Source organism: Streptomyces sp. NPDC104371, from assembly GCF_055583785.1.
Genome location: NZ_JBVJNF010000016.1, coordinates 25,293 through 42,419 on the forward strand (window position 1 = coordinate 25,293; position 17,127 = coordinate 42,419).

The 17,127-nt window shown below is 72.3% G+C and carries 16 protein-coding genes; 12 read left to right on the forward strand and 4 right to left on the reverse strand.

Translation table 11 applies throughout. The features are described from left to right. The first annotated feature begins 128 nt into the window (after window positions 1-128). From ACZ60T_RS32220 to der, 9 genes are all read left to right on the forward strand, one after another. Entirely contained in the window at window positions 129-1,304 is a 1,176-nt protein-coding gene (locus ACZ60T_RS32220; RefSeq protein WP_365633246.1) for a ParA family protein, read from the forward strand. After that, window positions 1,289-1,846, forward strand: a complete 558-nt coding sequence (locus tag ACZ60T_RS32225; protein WP_469669185.1) for a hypothetical protein — start codon at window positions 1,289-1,291, stop codon at window positions 1,844-1,846. The genes ACZ60T_RS32220 and ACZ60T_RS32225 overlap by 16 nt, the downstream gene beginning before the upstream one ends. Window positions 1,847-1,866: 20 nt before the next feature. Further along, entirely contained in the window at window positions 1,867-2,844 is a 978-nt protein-coding gene (locus ACZ60T_RS32230; protein WP_469669186.1) for a segregation and condensation protein A, read from the forward strand. Continuing rightward, complete coding sequence (gene scpB / locus ACZ60T_RS32235) at window positions 2,841-3,530, forward strand: SMC-Scp complex subunit ScpB (protein WP_365633238.1); 690 nt, start codon at window positions 2,841-2,843, stop codon at window positions 3,528-3,530. The genes ACZ60T_RS32230 and scpB overlap by 4 nt, the downstream gene beginning before the upstream one ends. Continuing rightward, entirely contained in the window at window positions 3,530-4,594 is a 1,065-nt protein-coding gene (locus ACZ60T_RS32240; RefSeq protein WP_469669187.1) for a pseudouridine synthase, read from the forward strand. The genes scpB and ACZ60T_RS32240 overlap by 1 nt, the downstream gene beginning before the upstream one ends. Window positions 4,595-4,836: 242 nt before the next feature. Beyond that, on the forward strand, window positions 4,837-5,931 hold the full coding sequence (locus tag ACZ60T_RS32245) for a prephenate dehydrogenase (RefSeq protein WP_469669188.1): 1,095 nt from the start codon (window positions 4,837-4,839) through the stop codon (window positions 5,929-5,931). Window positions 5,932-6,059: 128 nt separating this feature from the next. Further along, window positions 6,060-6,755, forward strand: coding sequence for a (d)CMP kinase (cmk, locus tag ACZ60T_RS32250; RefSeq protein WP_252427539.1), 696 nt, complete (start codon window positions 6,060-6,062; stop codon window positions 6,753-6,755). Continuing rightward, the gene (locus ACZ60T_RS32255) at window positions 6,752-7,399 is read left to right on the forward strand and encodes a lysophospholipid acyltransferase family protein (protein ID WP_365633229.1); all 648 of its coding nucleotides are present in this window, start codon (window positions 6,752-6,754) and stop codon (window positions 7,397-7,399) included. The genes cmk and ACZ60T_RS32255 overlap by 4 nt, the downstream gene beginning before the upstream one ends. A gap of 72 nt (window positions 7,400-7,471) precedes the next feature. Beyond that, window positions 7,472-8,950, forward strand: a complete 1,479-nt coding sequence (der, locus tag ACZ60T_RS32260) for a ribosome biogenesis GTPase Der (protein WP_365633226.1) — start codon at window positions 7,472-7,474, stop codon at window positions 8,948-8,950. 99 nt (window positions 8,951-9,049) lie between these two features. Here the strand turns inward: der and ACZ60T_RS32265 are convergent, their stop codons facing one another. After that, entirely contained in the window at window positions 9,050-9,433 is a 384-nt protein-coding gene (locus ACZ60T_RS32265; RefSeq protein ID WP_365633223.1) for a hypothetical protein, read from the reverse strand. Between the two features lie 104 nt (window positions 9,434-9,537). After that, entirely contained in the window at window positions 9,538-10,311 is a 774-nt protein-coding gene (locus ACZ60T_RS32270; protein WP_365633220.1) for a hypothetical protein, read from the reverse strand. Between the two features lie 811 nt (window positions 10,312-11,122). Between ACZ60T_RS32270 and ACZ60T_RS32275 the strand changes: the two genes are divergently transcribed. Continuing rightward, on the forward strand, window positions 11,123-11,338 hold the full coding sequence (locus ACZ60T_RS32275) for an I78 family peptidase inhibitor (protein ID WP_365633217.1): 216 nt from the start codon (window positions 11,123-11,125) through the stop codon (window positions 11,336-11,338). A 98-nt stretch (window positions 11,339-11,436) separates the two neighbouring features. Here ACZ60T_RS32275 and ACZ60T_RS32280 read toward each other — a convergent pair whose 3' ends face one another. Both ACZ60T_RS32280 and ACZ60T_RS32285 read right to left on the reverse strand, forming a co-directional pair. After that, window positions 11,437-12,462: a phosphatase PAP2 family protein gene (locus ACZ60T_RS32280; protein WP_469669189.1), complete on the reverse strand. Its 1,026-nt coding sequence runs from the start codon at window positions 12,460-12,462 to the stop codon at window positions 11,437-11,439. Window positions 12,463-12,714: 252 nt separating this feature from the next. Then, window positions 12,715-13,878 (reverse strand): mannosyltransferase family protein, encoded by a 1,164-nt coding sequence (locus ACZ60T_RS32285; RefSeq protein ID WP_469669190.1) that lies wholly within the window; start codon window positions 13,876-13,878, stop codon window positions 12,715-12,717. Between the two features lie 259 nt (window positions 13,879-14,137). On the opposite strand from ACZ60T_RS32285, the gene ACZ60T_RS32290 reads away from it, so the two are divergent. Next, window positions 14,138-15,790 carry an MFS transporter gene (locus ACZ60T_RS32290; RefSeq protein WP_469669191.1) on the forward strand — a complete coding sequence of 551 codons (1,653 nt, stop codon included), beginning with the start codon at window positions 14,138-14,140 and terminating at the stop codon, window positions 15,788-15,790. Between the two features lie 109 nt (window positions 15,791-15,899). Next, the gene (locus ACZ60T_RS32295) at window positions 15,900-17,090 is read left to right on the forward strand and encodes an acyl-CoA dehydrogenase family protein (RefSeq protein WP_365633204.1); all 1,191 of its coding nucleotides are present in this window, start codon (window positions 15,900-15,902) and stop codon (window positions 17,088-17,090) included. The last annotated feature ends 37 nt before the right edge of the window (window positions 17,091-17,127 follow it).

Below are 17,127 nucleotides of genomic sequence, written 5' to 3' on the forward strand. Positions count from 1 at the left end.
CATCGTGCCGGGTCCGGCGGATTGTGTTGCTGCGGACCGCCGACACGCCATAGAGTCGCCAACCGTCGGCATGGTGCCACGCTGACCTATCTAGAAGTTTCCTGGTCACCAAGGAGGTAAGACGACTTGTGAATGAGTCGACATTTGCTCCCGGGGGTGGTCAACCAGGAACGCCTGCGCGGGCCACGGGCCCCACGGGGCTCGAGGCTGTCGGCTCCGTCGCTGTCCGTACCTTCGCAGCCCACCAGAGCCAGCACCCCCACCTGGCTCCGACAGCACACCAGATCATGGATGGCCCACACGTGAACGCCATGGCCGGCAACGGGAGAGGCGGGGTCCACAACAACTTCGCCGACTACGACGAGCTGCCCGACGGGCACTTCTACGACCCCGACGCCGAATACGAGCCCGATCCCGAGTACGCGGCCACGCTCGCACCCGACGCGGCACGCCAGCGCCGTGAGCGCATCGGTCCGACCGGCCGCCCGCTGCCGTACTTCCCCATCCCGGGACCGCTGACCGACCACGGCCCCGCGAAGATCATCGCGATGTGCAACCAGAAGGGCGGCGTCGGCAAGACGACGTCGACCATCAACCTGGGCGCCGCGCTCGCGGAGTACGGGCGCCGGGTGCTGCTCGTCGACTTCGACCCGCAGGGCGCCCTGTCGGTGGGCCTCGGCGTCAACCCCATGGAGCTGGACCTCACCGTCTACAACCTGCTCATGGAGCGGGGCATGTCCGCGGACGAGGTCCTGCTGAAGACCGCGGTCCCGAACATGGACCTGCTGCCGAGCAACATCGACCTGTCGGCGGCCGAGGTCCAGCTCGTGTCGGAGGTCGCGCGCGAGTCGACGCTCCAGCGGGCCCTCAAGCCGCTGTTGCCCGACTACGACTACATCGTGATCGACTGTCAGCCCTCGCTCGGCCTGCTCACCGTGAACGCGCTCACCGCGGCGCACAAGGTGATCGTGCCGCTGGAGTGCGAGTTCTTCGCGCTGCGCGGGGTCGCGCTGCTCACCGAGACCATCGAGAAGGTCCAGGAGCGGCTCAACCCCGAGCTGGAGCTGGACGGCATCCTCGCCACGATGTACGACTCCCGGACCGTGCACAGCCGTGAGGTCCTCGCGCGCGTCGTCGAGGCGTTCGACGATCACGTCTACCACACGGTGATCGGCCGGACCGTGCGCTTCCCGGAGACCACGGTCGCCGGTGAGCCGATCACCACGTACGCCTCCAACTCCGTCGGTGCCGCCGCATACCGCCAGCTCGCCAGGGAGGTGCTCGCCCGGTGTCACGCCGAGTGAGTCTGCCGGGGGCCGACGAACTGTTCCGTACCACCGGGGGAATGGCGCTCCAGGCGTCCACCCCCAGGCGCCAGGCGGGCGGCGAGCCCCGGGTGCCGGCTCCGGCGGGTGAGAGCGAGGCGACGGCCGCGGAGGACGCGCCCGCGGCGGTGCCCGTGCAGGGCGGCGACGGCGAGGGTGACGAGCATGTCGCGGCGGACGCCGCGGAGGCGGGCGAGTCCCGGACGCGGGCCGCCGCGGAGCGGCCCGCGCGGCGTCAGACGACGCCGGACGGCACCGCCGTGGCGCCCGCGCAGCGCAAGCGGGGCCGCGCGGCCGGGCGGCGGCCCAGCGGGCGCGAACGGCACGACGAGAAGATCACCGTGTATGTGTCCGCGGAAGAGCTGATGGACCTGGAGCACGCCCGTCTCGTGCTCCGGGGTGAGCACGGGCTCGCGGTCGACCGCGGGCGCATCGTGCGCGAGGCGGTCGCCGTGGTGCTGGCGGACCTGGAGTCCCGAGGGGACGCGAGCATCCTCGTACGTCGGCTCCGGGGACGCTGAGCGGATAGCCTGCGACGGCCATGACCTCGTACGACGGCTCCGTCCCCGCCACCGGCCCGGCCGGCCGTCGGCGTGCGCTCGGACGCGGGCCCGGGGGCGCGCCCGCACCCCCTGCTGTCGTGCGGGAGCAGGACGTCGGGCACGCCGAGGCCCCGCGGCCCGAAGCCGAGCCCGGTGACGGTGTCTTCACGGTCCGGCTCGCCAACTTCGAGGGGCCCTTCGACCTGCTCCTCCAACTGATCTCGAAGCACAAGCTCGATGTCACCGAGGTCGCCCTGTCCAAGGTCACCGACGAGTTCATGGCGCACCTCCGGGCCCTGGGTCCGGACGGCGACCTCGACCAGACGACCGAGTTCCTCGTCGTCGCCGCGACCCTGCTCGACCTCAAGGCGGCGCGGCTGCTGCCCGCCGCCGAGGTCGAGGACGAGGCCGACCTCGCGCTGCTGGAGGCCCGCGACCTGCTGTTCGCGCGGCTGTTGCAGTACCGGGCGTACAAGCAGATCGCGGAGATCTTCCACCGGCGCGCCGAGGACGAGGCCCGGCGCCACCCCCGTACCGTCGGCCTCGAACCCCACCACGCCGAGCTGCTGCCCGAGGTCGTCATCAGCATCGGCCCGGAGGGGTTCGCCCGGCTCGCGGCCAAGGCGATGCGGCCCCGGCCCGAACCGCAGGTGTACGTCGAGCACATCCACGCCCCGCTGGTGTCCGTGCGGGAGCAGGCAGGGGTCGTGGTCGACCGGCTGCGGGAGCTGGGCGAGACCAGTTTCCGCGTCCTCGTCCAGGACACCGACGACACCCTCACGGTCGTCGCGCGCTTCCTCGCGCTGCTGGAGCTGTACCGCGAGAAGGCCGTGGCGCTGGAGCAGGAGGCCGCCCTCGGCGAGCTGGTGGTGCGCTGGACCGGCGGGGACGGCGAGGGGGCGCCGACGGTCACGGACGAGTTCGACCGGCCGCCCGAGCCCGCCGGGCACGACACGACAGCACAGGAGAAGGCGTGAGCGAGGAGACCACCGAGGTTTTGGCGACCGAGGTTCCGGAGGGCTCCCCGAGCGCCGTGGCCGGGCTCGACCTCAAGCCCGCCCTGGAGGCCGTCCTCATGGTCGTGGACCAGCCCGCCACCGAGGAGCACCTCGCGAAGATCCTGGAGCGGCCCCGGCGCCACATCGCCGACGCCCTGCGCGAACTCGCCGACGAGTACACCGTGCAGCGACGCGGGTTCGAGCTGCGGTTCGTCGCGGGCGGCTGGCGCTTCTCCACCCGCGCCGCGTACGCCCCCGCCGTCGAGCGCTTCGTCCTCGACGGGCAGCAGGCCCGGCTCACCCAGGCCGCCCTGGAGACCCTCGCGGTGGTCGCCTACCGCCAGCCGGTCAGCCGCAGCCGCGTCTCGGCCGTCCGCGGAGTCAACTGCGACGGGGTCATGCGCACCCTGCTCCAGCGCGGTCTCGTCGAGGAGGCGGGCACGGAACCCGAAACAGGTGCGATCCTGTACAGGACGACGAACTACTTCCTGGAGCGGATGGGCCTGCGCGGCCTGGACGAACTCCCGGAGCTCGCGCCCTTCCTCCCGGAGGCGGAGGCGATCGAGGCCGAGACCCAGGAGGGCGTACTGTCGTTCGACCCGGACGCTCCCGATGCGCCGGACGCAGACGACGATCACACGACGAACACGACGACGGAACTTTGATGCGAAGCAGCGGCAGCGGCAAGAGCGGCGGGCGCGGTAACTACCGCGGTGCCGGCAACGACAGGGACCAGAGGCAGGGGCAGGGCCGCCCCCGCAAGCCCCGCCCCGAGGAGCGCCGCTACGACGTGGGCCCCGGCGCCACCCAGGACGGTCCGAAGTCCGGGCGCGGCGCGAGCGCGCGCGGCGGCGCCAAGGGCGGCCCCCGCCAGTCCGAGCAGCGCGGCGGCCGTACGGCACCCGCGCGCTCGCGCGAGTACGACGCGCGCGCCGAGGAGCGCAACCGCGCGCGGTACGCGGGCAAGAAGGACGTCAAGCTGCCCAAGACCTTCCCGGGCGCCGAGCAGGAGGGCGAGCGGCTCCAGAAGGTGCTCGCGCGGGCGGGCTACGGCTCCCGGCGGGCCTGCGAGGAGCTGATCGACCAGGCCAGGGTCGAGGTCGACGGCGAGATCGTCACCGAGCAGGGGCTGCGGGTCGACCCCGAGAAGGCCGAGATCAAGGTCGACGGGCTGACCGTGGCCACGCAGTCGTACCAGTTCTTCTCGCTGAACAAGCCCGCCGGTGTCGTCTCCACCATGGAGGACCCGGAGGGGCGCCAGTGCCTCGGCGACTACGTCACCAACCGCGAGACCCGGCTCTTCCACGTCGGCCGGCTCGACACGGAGACCGAGGGCGTCATCCTGCTCACCAACCACGGTGAGCTGGCCCACCGCCTGACCCACCCCAAGTACGGCGTCCGGAAGACGTACCTGGCGCACATCGTGGGCCCGATCCCGCGCGACCTGGGCAAGCGTCTCAAGGACGGCATCCAGCTCGAGGACGGGTACGCGCGCGCGGACCACTTCCGGGTGGTCGAGCAGACCGGCAAGAACTACCTCGTCGAGGTGACGCTGCACGAGGGCCGCAAGCACATCGTGCGCCGCATGCTCGCCGAGGCCGGCTTCCCGGTCGACAAGCTGGTGCGCACCGCCTTCGGCCCCATCACGCTCGGCGACCAGAAGTCGGGCTGGCTGCGCCGTCTGTCGAACACCGAGGTCGGGATGCTGATGCAGGAAGTCGACCTCTAGGACGGCGCTCCACGGCGACGGCCGGTTCCCGCTGCGTTCCTGCGGCGGAACCGGCCGTTCGGCGTCGAAGACCGGACGGCCGCGGCGGTCACGCACCCCGTCTCGCCTGCCGGGCGCGGTGCGGGGTGACCTCCGGGGCTGACTAGGCTGGTGCGATCAAGAGGGACGAGAGGGATCCGCAAGCCCACGAGGATTCCGCAGAGCAGCTCGTTCCGCAGACCAGCTAGGAGCATCGTCGTCCAGTGAGGACCGCACTCGTCATCGGTACGGGGCTGATCGGCACCTCCGCGGCCCTGGCGCTCGCCGCGCGTGGGGTCGCCGTGCATCTCGCCGACCATGACCCCGAGCAGGCCCGTACGGCCGCCGCGCTCGGCGCCGGGATCGACAAGGAGCCCGAGGGCCCCGTCGACCTGGTGGTCGTCGCGGCCCCGCCCGCGTATGTGGCCGCCGCGCTCGCCGACGCCATGCGGCGCGGCCTCGGACGCGGCTATCTCGACGTGGCCAGCGTCAAGGGCGGCCCCCGCCGCGAACTGGAGGCGCTCGGCCTCGACCCGGCCCTCCTGGCGCGCTACATCGGCACGCACCCCATGGCCGGCCGCGAGAAGTCCGGACCGCTGGCGGCCAGCGGCGACCTCTTCGAGGGACGCCCCTGGGTGCTGACGCCGACGCGGGAGACGGACACCGAGGTGCTGAACCTCGCGCTGGAGCTGGTGTCGTTCTGCCGTGCCGTGCCGGTCGTCATGGACGCCGACGCCCATGACCGGGCCGTCGCCCTGGTCTCGCACATGCCGCACCTGGTCTCCACCCTGGTCGCCGCGCGTCTGGAGCACGCGGAGGAAGCGGCCGTACGGCTGTGCGGGCAGGGCATCCGGGACGTGACGCGGATCGCGGCGTCCGACCCGCGGATGTGGATCGACATCCTCTCCGCGAACCCGGGCCCGGTCGCCGACCTGCTCTCCGAGGTCGCCGCCGACCTCGACGAGACGGTGCGGGCGCTGCGCGCCCTCCAGTCCGCCGACGACGCCGAGCGCCGCGCGGGCACCGACGGGGTCGGCAAGATGCTGCGCCGCGGCAACGCCGGGCAGGTCCGGGTGCCCGGCAAGCACGGCAGCGCCCCGCAGGTCTACGAGACCGTGTCGGTACTGATCAACGACCAGCCCGGTCAGCTCGCCCGGATCTTCGCGGACGCGGGTGTGGCGGGCGTCAACGTCGAGGACGTCCGCATCGAGCACGCGACCGGGCAGCAGGCGGGCCTGGTCCAGCTCACCGTGGAGCCGCAGGCGGCGCCCGTACTGACGACGGCGCTGCGGGAGCGGGGCTGGGCGATCCGGCAGTAGTGGCCCGCCCGCCCGTCGTGCCGGGCCTCCGCCAGTCATACCGGGTCCGGCGAGCCAGTAACCTTGTGCGGGGCGCCCTCGCGTCCCGCACACATCCGCCACTCCCGCACCAGGAAGGTGTTCCCACCGTGGAAAACGGCGCCGCCCGGACCGCCCCGGCAGTGATTGTCGCCATCGACGGCCCCTCCGGCACGGGCAAGTCCAGCACCTCCAAGGCCGTGGCCGCACAGCTCGGGCTGAGCTACCTGGACACCGGTGCCCAGTACCGGGCGATCACCTGGTGGATGGTCACCAACGGCATCGACATAGCGGACCCCTGGGCGGTCGCGGCGGTCGCGGGCAAGCCGGAGATCGTCTCCGGTACGGACCCGGCCGCGCCCACCATCACCGTGGACGGCACGGACGTCTCGGGGCCGATCCGCACCCAGGAGGTCACCTCCAAGGTCAGCGCGGTCAGCGCGGTGCCCGAGGTGCGCACGCGGATCACCGAGCTGCAGCGCTCCCTGGCCGCCTCCGCGCAGCGCGGCATCGTCGTGGAGGGCCGTGACATCGGCACGACGGTCCTGCCGGACGCCGACCTCAAGATCTTCCTCACCGCCTCCCCGGAGGCGCGTGCCGCACGCCGCAGCGGCGAGCTGAAGGGCGTGGACATCCACGCCACCCGCGAGGCGCTGATCAAGCGGGACGCCGCCGACTCCACCCGTAAGACGTCCCCGCTCGCGAAGGCGGACGACGCGGTCGAGGTGGACACCACCGACCTCACCCTCCAGCAGGTCATCGAGTGCGTCGTGACCCTGGTCGAGGAGAAGCGGGCCGCGAAGTGACCGAGGCTCCCTCGATACGGAGCGCCGAGGTCGGGCGGCGCATCGGCGTTCCCCTGATGTACGGGCTGTTCAAGCCGCGTGTGCTGGGTGCCTGGAAGGTCCCCGCGACCGGCCCGGCCATCCTCGCGGTCAACCACTCCCATATGGTCGACGGTCCGATGGTCATGGGCGTGGCGCCCAGGCCGACGCACTTCCTGATCAAGAAGGAGGCGTTCGTCGGCCCGCTCGACCCCTTCCTGCGCGGTATCGGGCAGCTCAAGGTGGACCGGGCGAGCGTCGACCGCCAGGCCGTGACCCGGGCGCTCGGTGTGCTCGAGAACGGCGGAGTCCTCGGGATCTTCCCCGAGGGCACCCGCGGCGAGGGCGACTTCGCGTCGCTGCGCGCCGGGCTCGCCTACTTCGCGGTGCGCAGCGGGGCGCCGATCGTGCCGGTCGCGGTGCTGGGAAGCACCGAGCGGCAGGGACGGTTGATACGAGGGCTGCCGCCGCTGCGCAGCCGTGTCGACGTCGTCTTCGGCGACCCGTTCCAGGCGGGCGACGGCAGCGGGCGGCGGACGCGCAAGGCGCTGGACGAGGCGACCCTGCGCATCCAGCAGCAGTTGGCCGCGCACCTGGACAACGCCAGGCGCTTCACCGGGCGCTAGGCGACACTTGAGTAGTGGATCACCGTAGGGCGGTGCGCCACCGATCACCACGATGAACGAGGTACGGACTTCATGAACGACCAGATCCAGCCCGACGGCTCGGCAGAGCACGCGTACGAGCACGGGGCGCTCGGCGACGCCGAGTACGCGGAGTTCATGGAGCTCGCCGCGGAAGAGGGCTTCGACCTCGAGGACGTCGAGGGCGCCATCGACGAGGCGGGCCATGGCCCGCTGCCCGTCCTCGCCGTCGTCGGCCGCCCGAACGTCGGCAAGTCGACCCTGGTGAACCGGATCATCGGCCGCCGCGAGGCGGTCGTGGAGGACAAGCCGGGCGTCACCCGCGACCGCGTCACCTACGAGGCGGAGTGGGCGGGCCGCCGCTTCAAGGTCGTGGACACCGGCGGCTGGGAGCAGGACGTCCTCGGCATCGACGCCTCCGTGGCCGCGCAGGCCGAGTACGCGATCGAGGCGGCCGACGCGGTCGTCTTCGTCGTGGACGCCAAGGTCGGCGCCACCGACACCGACGAGGCCGTCGTACGACTGCTGCGCAAGGCGGGCAAGCCCGTCGTGCTGTGCGCCAACAAGGTCGACGGCCCGAGCGGCGAGGCCGACGCGTCCTACCTGTGGAACCTCGGCCTCGGCGAGCCCCACCCGGTCTCGGCCCTCCACGGCCGCGGCACCGGCGACATGCTGGACGCCGTCCTGGAGGCGCTGCCCGAGGCGCCCGCCCAGACCTTCGCCGCCGCCCTCGGCGGACCGCGCCGCGTCGCCCTGATCGGCCGCCCGAACGTCGGCAAGTCCTCGCTGCTGAACAAGGTCGCGGGCGAGGAGCGCGTCGTCGTCAACGAACTCGCCGGAACCACCCGCGACCCGGTCGACGAGCTGATCGAACTCGGCGGCAAGATCTGGAAGTTCGTCGACACGGCCGGTATCCGCAAGCGGGTCCACCTCCAGCAGGGCGCCGACTACTACGCCTCGCTGCGCACCGCGGCGGCCGTCGAGAAGGCCGAGGTCGCCGTCGTCCTGATCGACGGCTCGGAGAACATCTCGGTCCAGGACCAGCGGATCGTCACCATGGCCGTGGAGGCGGGGCGCGCGCTCGTCCTCGCCATCAACAAGTGGGACACCCTGGACGAGGAGCGCCGCTACTACCTGGAGCGGGAGATCGAGACCGAGCTGGGCCAGGTCGCCTGGGCGCCGCGGGTCAACGTCTCGGCGCGCACGGGGCGGCACATGGAGAAGCTGGTCCCGGCGATCGAGGCGGCCCTGGCGGGCTGGGAGACGCGCGTGCCGACGGGCCGGCTCAACGCCTTCCTCGGCGAGCTGGTCGCGGCCCACCCGCACCCGGTCCGCGGCGGCAAGCAGCCCCGCATCCTCTTCGGTACGCAGGCGGGCACCAAGCCCCCGCGGTTCGTGCTCTTCGCCTCCGGCTTCATCGAGGCGGGCTACCGCCGCTTCATCGAGCGACGGCTGCGCGAGGAGTTCGGCTTCGAAGGGGCGCCGATCCATATCTCGGTGCGCGTGCGCGAGAAGCGCGGCAAGAAGAAGTAGCGGCAGGCGGCGGTAACGCGCTGCGGCGTCATGGGCGAGGGGCGGTCTCCCGGTGGGAGCCGCCCCTCGTGCGTGCGCCGCTCACGGTCGTGCGTGCCGCTACAGTCCCTGGCGCGGCGCGGGCGGCAGCGCGGGGACGTGGTGCATCCCCCGGGCGTGCCGGGCCACTTGCTGCCAGACGGAGGACGCCGGGCCCGGGTGACCGTGCGGGGAGCCCAGGGGACCGGTCGCGTGCTGGGGGACGCTGTGGCCGCTCCCGTACGTCCGGGCGCCGTACGGGCCTCTGTCGTGCGGCGAGCGGGAGAAGGCGGTGAAGCCCAGCTCCTCCTCGTCGCTGCGATCGCCCGGGAACGCCCGGAACGAAGCGACGTACTCGGCGTAGAGCGCGTCGTAGATCGGCGTGGCCTGTGCGCTGTCCTGGGCCGCTCGCCCGGAGGGGAGCGGCGCGTAGGACTGGCGGGCGGGGACGTCATATGCGTGCACGTAGGTGCCAACGACCCCGCCGCCCAAGAGATGCGGTCGATCACTGAGATGCGCTGATCAGGCCCGCGGCCCCGCGCCGCCCCGGCATTGGCCCCGGTACGGGCTCAGGTGCCCGCCAGCGGCAGGGCGGCGGCGACCAGTTGACCGTTCGCCGCCGCCTGGTCCAGCGCCCCGCGCAGCAGGTCCTCGCGCGGCTGGCGGCCGATCGAGCCCACCGGCGCCGCGAACATCAGGACCTGCTGGTGCTTGTTGGCCGCCGCGCGCCAGCCGTCGGTGACCTGGAGCGGCTGGTGCGCCTGCCACCAGGCCACCGGCTGGCCGCCGGTGCTGCTCGGTTGCAGCACGGCGTGCAACTGGCCCACCGCGAGCAGGACCGACCAGCCGTGCAGGACGGGCGGCATCGACTCGATCGTGGTCAGCGGCATGAAGCCCTGCTCGATGAGCAGGGGCAGGAAGTCGTCGCCGACGCCGACCGTGCCCGGCCGCACGATGGGCGCGGTCGGCTCCACGACGAGCGCGGGGTGCAACTCCCCGGCGATCAGGACGAGTCCGCTCGTGACGCCCAGCACCGCCTGCTCGGGGACGTCCTTGGCGGCCCCCTCGTCGGCGGTGATGGAGCGTACGGCGCCCTGGAGTTGCTCCTCGGTGACCTGGACGACCTGGGAGGGCAGACAGGTGGAGTGGGCGAAGGCGAGAACGGCGGTCTCCTCGCCGACGAACAGGACGGTGCTGGTGCGCTCCTGCTCGGAGTCGCCCGGGGTGCGGCAGGAAGTGCAGTCGTAACTGCCCGGGGCGTTGACTCCGGCGAGCAGCCGGTCGGCTTCTTCGTCGCCGATCTCGGCGCGTACGGCGTCGCTGACGTCGAGCATGCGCGGCACGGGTGGCTCCCTCGGGATGCGGTGCGTGACAGTGCCGGGCGGCTCCCGGCCCATGAGCCCGGGGGGTCCCCGGCCCATGCAGATGACAACGGGCGATCTATGGCCCAAGTCACGCCCGAAAGCGATCGGAGTCGCGGCATCCGGAGCGGGGGGCGGGGGCGAGGGGGAGTGGGGTTCCTGGGCATCAACTACCCCTGTCGGACTGGTAGTTGACCCATGTCGAGGGCCACGTGCCGCCGGGGTCGCTGATCGATATATCCGGAAATCAGCGAATGAATGGGTGGCTGGGAAACGCCGACTCGTGGGTGACAGGGGCTGACGTGAACTGACGCCGACGGACGGGGCGTTGCCGGTCACCGTCCGAGCCCGGCCGGTTGTCCCGGTCCGCCGTCCCGGATGCCTCCGCGCGGCCTCCGTGCCCGCGCGCGTCGCGCCCGTCGCGGTCCGGGGCCTCCGCGGACCCGCGCTCCGGTAGCGGCGTCCCTGGATTCCCGTGCCGAAGACGCGCGTTTCACGGCCGGAATCAGGCCGCAGCGCTGGGTATTCCGGAATCCAGAGGGAAAGGGCCGGAACGGCCCCGGCGCGGGTAATTCCGCCGGGTAATACGGAGCGTCACCCGCCGCTTCCCGGCCCGGTCCCGAATTGCGTACGGGGAAGTGTGCGACACGTCGGGAACCCCTCGTACGTGTGACGCCGGTGAGGCGATACGGGTGTCGTGGTTCTGTGACAGAAGCGTGACCGGAGGGGGAGGTGAGGCCGGGACGGCCGGTCTCGACTTCCGTGGCCGGGGCCCGAGGCCTAACGTGGCCGCATGGCACCCATTCCCACCCCTGGCGCAGACCCCGAGGACCCGCCGGAGGCGTATGTCGGCCTGGCGGCCCCCGCCGCCGAGCGGCTCGCCCGTGAGCGCGGCTGGACCACGGTCCGCTCGCTGCCGCCGGGCGCGATCATCACCCTGGAATACCGCTACGGACGGCTGAACTTCGAGGTCGAGCACGGCCGGGTCAAACGCTGCTGGAAGGGCTGACCGGCCCTCTGTGACGGACCGTGAAGAAGGCCCCGGCTCACCCGAGCCGGGGCCTTCGACGAGCGGGCGCGTACCGGAGCCCGCAGGGGAACAACCGCTCAGCCGCCCGCTACGGGCCGGGCCGAGGCGGTGCCGCGCGGGACTCGTTCCGTGTGCGGCGGCCGGCGACTGCCCACCGGGGTCAGTGGGGTGCGCTCCGAGCGGGGTGTGTACGGCCCGGGGGTCAGATAGCCGTGCGACCGGGACGTACGGGCGGCGGCGGCCGGCTTCTGGGACGGTGACTCCTGGTCCATGGCCCCGGCCACGCGCGGCGGGACGACCGTCGCCGGTGCGCCGACGGGGACCGCGACCGGCGCCGTGGCGGCACGGCGGCTGCGCAGACGGTCCCGCAGCGCGAAGACGCCCACCTCGGCACGGGCGATCAGCGGCTCGAACCAGGGCAGCGCCAGCAGGACGAGCAGCCCCGCGGCCCAGCCGAGGAACACATCGCTCAGCCAGTGCGTACCGAGGTAGACGGTGGTCAGGCCGACGCCGAGGGAGATCACCGCGGAGAGCGCGGACAGCCATCGCCTGGCCCGCGGGGTGGACGCCAGATAGGCCAGGATGCCCCAGGTCACGACGGCGTTGGCGGTGTGGCCGGAAGGGAATATATCGCCGCCCTGCCACAACTCGTTCGAGCCGATGACCGTCGCGTAGTGCGGTCCGAGGCGGCCCATGCCGTACTTGGCGGCGCCCACCGTGGCGTTCAGCAGCAGCAGCGCCGTGCCCAGCGAGAGCAGCGGGCGCAGGGTGTGCTGCCGCCAGGAGCGCCAGCCCAGCCAGGCCGCGACCATCACGGCGGTCGGGCCGCGCTGGCCCAGCACCACGTAGTAGTCGAGGAACGCGTGGACCTGCGGCCACTGCTGGTACGGCCGGAAGAACATGACCTGCCAGTCGAGCCGGACGAGCCAGGAGGAGATGACCACCGCCCACACGATCGCCCCGTAGAAGGCCAGGGTCGCCGAGAAGAGGACCACCCGGTGCCGGCTCATCCTGGGCACGTCGATGTGGGCCGGTCGTTCCGGCTCACGGTCCAACCGGGCGAAGACCCGGTCCAGACGGCTCAGCTTGGTTTCGGTACGCACGTCAATCGACGTTACAGCGGGTGAGCAGCCCGCCCGGTCGATTCACCGGATTTGTAATGACGATGTGATGTGGGATTGCTCTCAAGGGCAAGTCGATTTCCGTGAATTCGGCAATGGACGGCGACACGGCTCCTTCATTCCCTTCACCGCGGTAACTCCCATGACAACTCACGTTCAGGCTCCGTACCTATTCCTTCACCGAATACCGAGGACCGGAATTCGCTCACCGCTCGCCCGCTTCGGCGATATGGATCATGGCGGCCCCGACCCGTTCAGCCAGAACGCGCCGTAGAGGGCCGAGACGGCCGTGGCGGCGCCGAGGACCGTGGCCGACCTGGGAAGACGTACTCGGGCGAGGGCTCGGGCCAGGGGCAGCAGCAGAGGGAAGGCGGGCAGCAGAAGGCGGGGTTTCGAGCCGAAGTAGCTGGACGCGCACAGCGCGAGCGCGGTGACCACCCCCGTGTACACGAGCAGCGGCAGCGGCTGGCGCTGCCGTACGCCCACCCCGTACAGCCAGAGGACCAGGACGACCCCGGCGATCAGGCCGACACCGGCCAGGGCGGCGGGGAAGGAGGTGAACTTGCCCGCGATGAAGCGGGCGAAGGCGTAGCCGCCGTCGAAGCCGTTGCGCCAGCCCGCCTGGACGTCCAGATAGCCGAGGAGACCCTGGCCGGTGCGCCGCCCGACCCACAGGACGTACCCGGCGGCGCCGAGGGGAGCGAGAAGCATGCCGACGGCGGGGAGTATCGATCGCGCGCCCCCGCGCGTGCGCCGGTCTTGCAGGTACGAGGTGAGCGCGGCGGCCCACACGGCCGCGACGACCGCGGCCCCCACCGGCCGGGTCAGCCCCGCCAGCGAGGCGAGCAGACCCGCCGTGACCAGGCGGCCGGTCAGCACCGCGTACAGCGCCCAGGCGGCCAGCGCCGTGAACAGGGACTCGCTGTACGCCATCGACTGCACGACCCCGACCGGCAGCGCCGCCCACACCAGTACCGCGCAGACGCCCACCCGGCGGTCGTACACATGTTCGGCGACGGCGAAGATCCCCCAGGCCGCGGCCAGGGAGGCGAGCGTGGTGACGAGGAGCCCCGCGTCGGCGTACGACAGCGGGGTCAGCGCCGCGCCCGCCCGCTCCAGCCAGGGCAGCAGCGGGAAGAAGGCGAGGTTGGAGTGCACGTCGCCGTTCGGGAGGCGGACCTCGTAGCCGTAGCCGAGTTCGGCGACCCGGGTGTACCAGAGCGCGTCCCAGCGCGCGGTCAGCAGTGTGTGCGCGCTCGTGCCCCGCGCCGCGCTCCACAGCGCGAGCACGACGAGGCCCACCGCGCGGACCGCCGCGTACCCCGCCAGAGCGGGGGCGGCCCGGCGCACGGCACCGGCGCGGGACGGCGGCGCCAGGCGCGTTTCAAGATCGGTCACGCGCTCGATTATCGAGGTCGCGGGGGCTCGGATGCGCCCCGCGGATGTGGCGGTTCCGGGGAGGCGTGGTGCATGCCACACCCGCTTCCCGTGGAACATGAGAGGTCCGCCACGCGACGGCCGTCGGAACTCGCGTACGCTGGCGACTCACTCGCATCGTTGCGTGGGCCACGGAGTACCGCTCCTCCCGGCCGCAGCCGCGGGGTCGTCCCCCTCCCGTGGATCCGCTGAAGCGAGGGATCATCTGGGAGGTACGTACATGTCCGGGACGACCACGGCCGCCGCCGCATCGCGCCGTCGGGAGACCGGGGCCGGTGCGCGCCGCTGGGTCGTGCTCGTCGTGCTCTGCGTCAGCCTGCTGCTCGTCGCCGTCGACGCCACCGTGCTGCATGTCGCGGTGCCCGCCGTCAGCGAGGACCTCAAGCCGGGCGCGATGGAGCTGCTCTGGATCGTCGACGCCTACCCGCTGGTGTGCGCCTCGCTGCTGATCCTCTTCGGCACGCTGGGCGACCGGGTCGGGCGCAGACGGGTCCTGCTCGCCGGATACGCCCTCTTCGGCGTCGCCTCCGGGGTGGCGGCCCTCGCCCATGACGCCCACGTACTGATCGCGGCACGGGCCCTGCTCGGCGTGGGCGGCGCGATGATCATGCCCGCGACCCTGTCCATCCTGCGCCATGTCTTCCCCGACCGCCGTGAGCGGGCGCTGGCGATCGGCATCTGGAGCGCGGTGGCCGCGGTGGGCGCGGCGATCGGACCGCTGCTCGGCGGCTTCCTGCTGGAGCACTTCTGGTGGGGGTCGGTCTTCCTCATCAACATCCCGCTGATGCTGGTCAGCCTGCCCGTCGGGCGGATGCTGCTGCCGGAGTCGAAGGGCGAGCGCGACGGTCCCTGGGACGTGGTCGGCGCGCTGATGGCGGCGGCCGGTCTCTTCCTGCTCGTCCTCGGCGTGAAGCGGCTCGGCGGCGAGGCGCCGTTCGGCCTGTGGACCCTGCTCTTCCTGCTGACCGGCGGGGGCCTGCTGACCGCGTTCGTGCGCCGTCAGCGCCGCCGTACGCACCCGCTGATCGACCTGCGGACCTTCGCCCGGCCCGCCTTCAGCACCTCGGTGGGGTGCATCGTGCTGGCGATGCTCGCGCTGGTCGGTCTCGAACTGATCGCCGCGCAGTATCTGCAACTGGTGCTGCACCTCTCCCCGCTCCAGACCGGGCTGCGGCTGCTGCCGCTGACCTTCGCGGCGATGGCGGCGGGCCTGGCCGGCCGCAGCGTGCTCCAGCGCTTCGGCCCGCGCCGCATGGTCGTCTCCGGCTTCTGCGTCACGGCCGCGGCGGTGACCCTGCTGACCGCGATGGGCACGAAGGACAACTCGACTCTGCTGCTGTCCGGCTTCGTCCTGCTCGGCTTCGGCCTGGAGACGACGCTCTTCGGGGCGTACGAGTCGATGCTGAGCGAGGCGCCGCAGACCCAGGCGGGCGGGGCCGCGGCGGTCGGCGAGACGTCGTACCAGCTCGGCGCGGGCATCGGGATCGCGCTGCTGGGCAGTGTGATGAACGCGGCCTACGCGCCCGGTCTGTCCTCGGTGCGCGGCGTCCCCGCGTCCGCCTCCAAGTCCGCCGCTCATTCGCTGGGCGAGGCGTACGAGGTCGCCGACCGCCTCGGCGGCACGCGCGGCGCGGCCCTGCGCCAGGCCGCGCGGGAGTCCTTCGTGCACGGCCTGCATGTGACGCTGTTCGTCAGCGTGGGCCTGCTGCTGCTCGGCGCGGTCATGGCCCTGCGGCTGCCGCGGGTCATGACCTGCGAGCCGCCCGCCCCGGAGGACACCCCGGCGCCGCCCGCCCCGGACACCCCGGCGAGCGCGGTCCCGGCACCCCGCGAGGCCCGCCACGACGACAGGAACACCCGCATCTCCGCGTGACCGCGGCGCGCCGCCCCGTCACCGGGCCCCGGGAGTGGACGCACCGCGCGACCGCCCCGTAACGTCGCCGTGTTAGCGCTGCTAGTTTTCAGTGTCACGGAGGCTGCCCATGTCCGCGTCCCCGACGATGCCGTCCTTCGACCCCACCGATCCGCTCGGGCTCGACGACCTGCTGGACGCCGAGGATCTCGCCATCCGGGACACCGTGCGGAGCTGGGCGGCCGAGCGCGTACTGCCGCACATCGCCGACTGGTACGAGCGCGGCGAACTGCCCGAGATCCGGGAACTCGCCCGGGAGCTGGGCCGTATCGGCGCCCTCGGGATGTCCCTGACCGGGTACGGATGCGCCGGGGCCGGTGCCGTGCAGTACGGGCTCGCCTGTCTGGAGCTGGAGGCCGCCGACTCCGGGATCCGCTCCCTGGTGTCCGTGCAGGGCTCCCTCGCGATGTACGCGATCCACCGGTTCGGCAGCGAGGAGCAGAAGCAGCAGTGGCTGCCCCGGATGGCGGCCGGTGAGGTCATCGGCTGCTTCGGACTCACCGAGCCCGACCACGGCTCCGACCCGGGCGCCCTGCGCACCTACGCCAAGCGCGACGGGTCCGACTGGGTGCTCAGCGGCCGCAAGATGTGGATCACCAACGGGTCCGTCGCCGGAGTCGCCGTCGTCTGGGCGCGTACCGACGACGGGATCCGCGGATTCGTCGTCCCCACCGACCGTCCCGGCTTCGCCGCCCCCGAGATCAAGCACAAGTGGTCGCTGCGGGCGTCCGTCACCAGTGAGCTGGTCCTCGACGAGGTACGGCTGCCCGCCGACGCCGTCCTGCCCGGCGTCGTCGGACTCAAGGGGCCGCTCGGCTGCCTCTCCCACGCCCGGTACGGGATCGTGTGGGGGGCCATGGGCGCCGCCCGCACCTGCTTCGAGACCGCCGTCGAGTACGCGAAGACCAGGGAGCAGTTCGGCAGGCCCATCGGCGGCTTCCAGCTCACCCAGGCCAAGCTCGCCGACATGGCGGTCGAACTGCACAAGGGGATCCTGCTCGCCCACCATCTGGGGCGGCGCATGGACGCGGGACGGCTGCGCCCCGAACAGGTCAGCTTCGGCAAGCTCAACAACGTCCGCGAGGCCATCGAGATCTGCCGCACCGCGCGCACGATCCTCGGCGCCAACGGGATCTCGCTGGAGTACCCCGTGATGCGGCACGCCACCAACCTGGAGTCGGTGCTCACCTATGAGGGCACCGTCGAGATGCACCAGCTCGTGCTGGGCAAGGCACTCACCGGGCTCGACGCCTTCCGCTGACGGATCCCCGAGCGGGCGGGGCCGGTTGAGCGGCCCT

Bases quoted from the DNA above. Each gene is read 5' to 3' on its own strand.
- ACZ60T_RS32230 (WP_469669186.1), top strand. From the start codon at position 1,867: ATGACCTCGTACGACGGCTCCGTCCCCGCCACCGGCCCGGCCGGCCGT.
- ACZ60T_RS32295 (WP_365633204.1), top strand. From the start codon at position 15,900: ATGTCCGCGTCCCCGACGATGCCGTCCTTCGACCCCACCGATCCGCTC.
- ACZ60T_RS32275 (WP_365633217.1), top strand. From the start codon at position 11,123: ATGGCACCCATTCCCACCCCTGGCGCAGACCCCGAGGACCCGCCGGAG.
- ACZ60T_RS32290 (WP_469669191.1), top strand. From the start codon at position 14,138: ATGTCCGGGACGACCACGGCCGCCGCCGCATCGCGCCGTCGGGAGACC.
- ACZ60T_RS32240 (WP_469669187.1), top strand. From the start codon at position 3,530: ATGCGAAGCAGCGGCAGCGGCAAGAGCGGCGGGCGCGGTAACTACCGC.
- der (WP_365633226.1), top strand. From the start codon at position 7,472: ATGAACGACCAGATCCAGCCCGACGGCTCGGCAGAGCACGCGTACGAG.